Origin of the sequence: Streptomyces sp. SID3212, assembly GCF_009865405.1 — a bacterium.
Taxonomy (GTDB): domain Bacteria; phylum Actinomycetota; class Actinomycetes; order Streptomycetales; family Streptomycetaceae; genus Streptomyces.
In genome coordinates this window covers 1-5,508 of sequence record NZ_WWJY01000280.1, presented here as the reverse complement: position 1 = coordinate 5,508, position 5,508 = coordinate 1, and the positions used below count along the sequence as shown (strand labels likewise).

Below are 5,508 nucleotides of genomic sequence, written 5' to 3'. Positions count from 1 at the left end.
GGCGGGGTGGGCGGCGCGGCCGGCATCTGCGGTGGCTGCGGCGGCGGTTGCGACGCCTGCGGGGACGGCTCCCGCGACGGCTCCTGCGGAGTCGGCTCCTGCGACGGCGGCTGCTGCCCGGGTGGCTGAGTCATCAGCGCGTTCCCCCTGTGTCCCCTGTATACGGCCCAACGCCCGACCGGTCTCCCCCGCTGTTCCGATGGCTGGTCCCTCGGAACGGAGCGGTTCGGGTATGGATTCCGCATCGTCATTTCGGTCGAGCGGGGCTTCTTTGTATCACTCGGACGCGTGTACGGAACGGGCCGGTCCTCCCCTGTTCCCAAGGGAGAACCGGCCCGTGACGCGCCCGTTATGCCTCAGCGCACCTCGGCGCGCGCCCGCTTCCCGCGTCCGCTTTCACGCGTCCTCGGCGAGCTCCAGCCACCGCATCTCCAACTCGTCGCGCTCACCGATCAGTTGGCGCAGCTCGGCGTCCAGCTTCGCCACCTTCTCGAAGTCGGTGGAGTGCTCGGCGATCTGCTGGTGCAGGAGGGTCTCCCGGTCGGACATCTTGGTGAGCTGGCGCTCGATCTTCTGGAGTTCCTTCTTCGCCGCGCGGTCGTCCTTGGCCGACGCGGGCGCGGCGGCGGCCGGCGCACCGCCGGAGGCGGGCAGGGTGGCGGCGGGAGCGCCCGGGGCGCCCGACTCGGCGATCTTCCTGCGCCGCTCCAGGTACTCGTCGATCCCGCGCGGCAGCATCCGCAGCGTCCGGTCGCCGAGCAGCGCCATGACCTTGTCGGTGACGCGCTCGATGAAGAACCGGTCGTGGGAGATGACCACCATCGAGCCCGGCCAGCTGTCGAGGACGTCCTCCAGCTGGTTGAGCGTCTCGATGTCGAGGTCGTTGGTGGGCTCGTCGAGGAAGAGGACGTTCGGCTCGTCCATCAGCAGCCGCAGCAGCTGGAGCCGGCGCCGCTCGCCACCGGACAGGTCCCCCACCGGGGTCCATTGCTTCTCCTTGGTGAACCCGAACTGCTCGCAGAGCTGACCGGCCGTCATCTCCCGCCCGCCCCCGAGGTCCACCCGGTCCCGCACCTGCTGCACGGCCTCCAACACCCGCAGCGTGGGCTTGAGTTCGGCGACCTCCTGGGAGAGGTAGGCGAGCTTGACGGTCCTGCCGACAGTCACCTTCCCCGCCGCGGGCTGGACGTCACCGCGGGTACGGGACGCCTCGGCGAGCGCGCGCAGCAGCGAGGTCTTGCCGGCGCCGTTGACCCCCACGAGCCCGATCCGGTCGCCGGGGCCGAGCTGCCAGGTCAGATGGCTGAGCAGCACCTTCGGCCCGGCCTGGACGGTCACGTCCTCCAGGTCGAAGACGGTCTTGCCGAGCCGGGCGTTGGCGAACTTCATCAGCGACGACGTGTCGCGCGGCGGCGGCACGTCGGCGATCAGCTCGTTGGCGGCCTCGATCCGGAAGCGCGGCTTGGACGTACGGGCGGGGGCGCCGCGCCGCAGCCAGGCCAGCTCCTTGCGGACCAGGTTCTTCCGCTTGACCTCTTCGGTGGCGGCGATGCGCTCGCGCTCGGCGCGGGCGAAGACGTAGTCCGAGTAACCGCCCTCGTACTCGTGCACGGCCCCGCGCTGCACGTCCCACATCTTCGTGCAGACCTGGTCGAGGAACCACCGGTCGTGCGTGACGCAGACGAGCGCGGACCGCCGCGCCTGGAGGTGCTTGGCCAGCCAGGCGATGCCCTCGACGTCGAGGTGGTTGGTGGGCTCGTCGAGCACGATCAGGTCCGGCTCGCCGATGAGCAGCTTGGCGAGCGCGATCCGCCGCCGCTCGCCACCGGAGAGCGGCGCGATGACGGTGTCGAGCCCCTGCGGGAACCCGGGCAGGTCCAGCCCGCCGAAGAGCCCGGTCAGCACGTCCCGGATCTTGGCGTTCCCGGCCCACTCGTGATCGGCGAGATCCCCGATGACCTCGTGCCGGACGGTGGCCCCGGGATCGAGTGAGTCATGCTGCGTGAGCACCCCGAGCCGCAGCCCGCCACTGTGCGTGACACGCCCGGAATCGGTCTCCTCCAGCTTGGACAGCAACCGGATCAGGGTGGTCTTCCCGTCCCCGTTACGCCCCACGACCCCGACCCGGTCCCCCTCGGAGACGCCGAGCGAGACACCGTCGAGCAGCGCACGGGTGCCGTACACCTTGGTGACTGCTTCGACATTGACCAGATTGACGGCCATTTCACTCCTGTACGGGGGGACGGATCGACGTCCCAGCGTAGTCGTCGCGACCGGCGGGTCCGCGCGCAGCGTTCGATCGCCCTCACGCACCGGGTGGATCGGCCGCCCCGTACCGGAAAACGCGTCTCCCCGCGGTGGGCTAGGCGTCTGTCCGGCGGACGACCGTCGCGCCCGGGGACGGGGACGGGGCCGGGCGGGCTGTGTGGCAGGTGGTTGAGGTGTGGAGGGCGGTGGCCACCTGGGTGGCTGTGTCCTCGTCCTTCGTCAGGAACGCCGTCGTGGGGCCCGAGCCGGAGACCAGGGCTGCCAGGGCGCCCGCCGTCATGCCTGCCGTGAGGGTGGCCGCGAGGGACGGGCGCAGGGAGAGGGCCGCGGGCTGGAGGTCGTTGGAGAGGGTGCTGGCCAGGGCCACCGCGTCGCCGGTGCGGAGTGCTTCCAGGAGCGCCGGGTCGGGGGCCGGGGGCGGGATGTCCTTGTCTGCCGTGAGGCGGTCGAACTCACGGAACACCGTCGGCGTCGAGAGGCCGCCGTCCGCCACCGCGAACACCCAGTGGAAGGCCCCGCCCACCGCGAGCGGGGTCAGCTGTTCGCCCCGGCCCACGCCCAGGGCCGCGCCGCCCAGCAGGCTGAACGGTACGTCACTGCCCAACTCCGCGCAGATGGAGAGGAGTTCCGACTGGGGGGAGTTGAGGGACCAGAGCGTGTCGCAGGCCAGTAGCGCGCCCGCGCCGTCCGCGCTGCCGCCCGCCATGCCGCCCGCCACCGGGATGTCCTTGTCGATGTGGATGTGGACCCGGGGGTCTATGCCGTGGCGGGCCGCCAGGGTCGTCGCGGCCCGCGCCGCGAGGTTGGTGCTGTCCAGGGGGACCTTCGCCGCGTCGGCGCCCGTACAGGTGATGCGCAGTTCGTCGGCCGGGGTGACCGTGATCTCGTCGTAGAGGCCCACGGCGAGGAAGACGTTCGCCAGGTCGTGGAAGCCGTCGGGGCGTGCGGCGCCCACGGCCAGCTGGACGTTGACCTTCGCCGGTACTCGTACGGTGACGCTCACGCGTCTGTCTCCTTCGGGGATGGGGGCTGGAGTGGCTGTGGGTCCGTCGTGGGTTGTTTTGACTCCGCGATCCTCGCGAACTCCTCGACCGTCAGCCCCTCCCCGCGCGCCTGCGGCGAGACCCCCGCCGCCACCAGGGCCGCCTCCGCCGCCGGGGCCGAGCCCGCCCAGCCCGCGAGGGCCGCGCGCAGGGTCTTGCGGCGCTGTGCGAACGCCGCGTCCACGACCGCGAAGACCTCCGTCCTGGAGGCCGAGGTCGCCACCGGTTCCGCCCTGCGGACCAGCGAGACGAGGCCGGAGTCCACGTTGGGCGCGGGCCAGAAGACCGTACGGCCGATGGATCCGGCCCGTTTGACGCCCGCGTACCAGTTGGCCTTCACCGACGGCACTCCGTACACCTTGTTGCCGGGCCCGGCCGCCAGCCGGTCCGCGACCTCCGCCTGGACCATCACCAGCGTCCGCTCGATGGTCGGGAAGTGTTCCAGCATGTGCAGCAGGACGGGCACGGCCACGTTGTACGGAAGGTTCGCGACCAGCGCGGTCGGCGGCGGGCCGGGCAGTTCCGTGACCTTCATCGCGTCGGAGTGCACCAGCGAGAAGCGGTCGGCGCGGGCCGGCATGCGGGCCTCGACCGTCGCGGGCAGCGCGCCCGCCAGGACGTCGTCGATCTCGACGGCGATCACCCGGTCCGCCACCTCCAGGAGCGCCAGGGTCAGCGAGCCGAGCCCGGGACCGACCTCCACGACGACATCGTCCGGGCGCACCTCGGCGGTGCGGACGATCCTGCGGACGGTGTTGGCGTCGATCACGAAGTTCTGCCCGCGCTGCTTCGTCGGGCGTACGCCCAGCGCCGCGGCCAGCTCACGGATGTCCGCGGGGCCCAGCAGGGCGTAGGTGTCGGGCGGTGGCTCAGTGGTGCTCACCGGGTAAGCCTACGGTCAACCGGGGGCGCCCCCGTCGTTCCTGTCGATCCCGACGCCCCGCTCCTGTCGATCCCGTCTCCCCGCTGCCCCCTCCGCCCCCGACGCCCCGCTGCCCCCTCCGCCCCGTCACCCCGTGAGCCGCCGGCCGCAGTGCGGCCACGGGCTCGCGCCCCGCTGTACGTACAGCTTCTTCGCGCGGAACGTCTGCTCCGCCGCCGGGGCGTCCTGCGGGCGCCCGCTGCCGCCCAGCGACCGCCAGGTCCCCGTGTCGAACTGGTAGAGCCCGCCGTAGTTCCCCGACGCGTCGACCGCCCCCGGGCGCCCGCCGGACTCGCAGGCGGCCAGCCCGCTCCAGTTCAGGCCGTCCGCGCCCGCGACGGACCTCGGCATCTCCTTCGTACCGACCCTGACCCGCTGGGTGACCGGCTCGCGGACGATCTCGTCGTGGAGCCTGCGGGGCTTCTGCCGTACGCCGTTGACGGTCCGCAGCGCGTACGTGATCCGGCGCGCCCCCTGCCGTCCCTGCCGGTCCACGACCTCCGTGCCCTGGAAGAGCGAGGCGTCCCGGGTCGTGACGGTGTCGTACGGGATCGCCTCCTCCCGTACCTCCTCGCGGCCGGTGATGCGCAGCACCGTGACCGTCTGGCCGTCGCGCGGGAAGCTGTCCCGCGCGACGGAGGTGGTGTCCTGGCCGCGCAGGGTGATGCCTGCCTGGGCGAGGGCCTCGCCGACGGTAGCCGCGTTGGTACGGATCGTGCGCTCGCGGCCGTCGGCCATGAAGGTCACGGCGCGTTCGGTCCGTACGTCGAGGGCCAGTCCGTGCCGGGCGATCGGGGACGAGCGCGAGACGGACAGGAACGCGCCTTCCGCCCGTACGCCCAGCTGGCGCAGGGCTCCGTCGACCGTGCGGGCCGTCGTCCACACCTGGCGGCGGTGGCCGTCGAGGGTGAGCAGGACGGGGCGGCCGTAGCGGACGACGACCTCGTCGCCGCTGGCCAGCTCGGCGCCGGGCGCGGGGGCGATGATGTCGTGCGCGCCGACGGTGACGCCCTCGTCGGCCAGCAGCTCCGCGACGTTGTCGGCGAAGGTGTGCATGGTGCGGGGGACGCCGTCGACGCTGAGCTCGACGGCCTTGTCGTTGGCGACGAAGGCGGAGGTGCCGCCGGCGAGGAAGGCGACGACGAGGGCCTGGGGGACGAGGCGGCGGAGGTTCCTGGCGGTGGGGTGGTGGGGGGCCGCCTCCGTGTTTTCGCTCTGCGGGAGGTGCGGGGGCGGCGGCGTGGGGCGTCTGCGGCGGTGGGAGGAGTGGCGGGC

4 protein-coding genes are annotated in these 5,508 nt (G+C 72.5%); all 4 read right to left on the bottom strand.

What is annotated here, in order from left to right:
* Positions 1-396: 396 nt before the first annotated feature.
* Entirely contained in the window at positions 397-2,223 is a 1,827-nt protein-coding gene (locus tag GT042_RS08775) for an ABC-F family ATP-binding cassette domain-containing protein (RefSeq protein ID WP_161308147.1), read from the bottom strand.
* Positions 2,224-2,362: 139 nt separating this feature from the next.
* On the bottom strand, positions 2,363-3,271 hold the full coding sequence (locus GT042_RS08770) for a 4-(cytidine 5'-diphospho)-2-C-methyl-D-erythritol kinase (protein ID WP_161308146.1): 909 nt from the start codon (positions 3,269-3,271) through the stop codon (positions 2,363-2,365).
* Entirely contained in the window at positions 3,268-4,194 is a 927-nt protein-coding gene (gene rsmA, locus GT042_RS08765) for a 16S rRNA (adenine(1518)-N(6)/adenine(1519)-N(6))-dimethyltransferase RsmA (RefSeq protein WP_161308145.1), read from the bottom strand. Before rsmA ends, GT042_RS08770 begins: the two co-directional genes overlap by 4 nt.
* Before the next feature lie 126 nt (positions 4,195-4,320).
* The coding region (locus GT042_RS08760) for a resuscitation-promoting factor (RefSeq protein WP_161308144.1) at positions 4,321-5,508 on the bottom strand (1,188 nt) is incomplete at its 5' end.

Bases quoted from the DNA above. Each gene is read 5' to 3' on its own strand.
- GT042_RS08775 (WP_161308147.1), bottom strand. From the start codon at position 2,223: ATGGCCGTCAATCTGGTCAATGTCGAAGCAGTCACCAAGGTGTACGGC.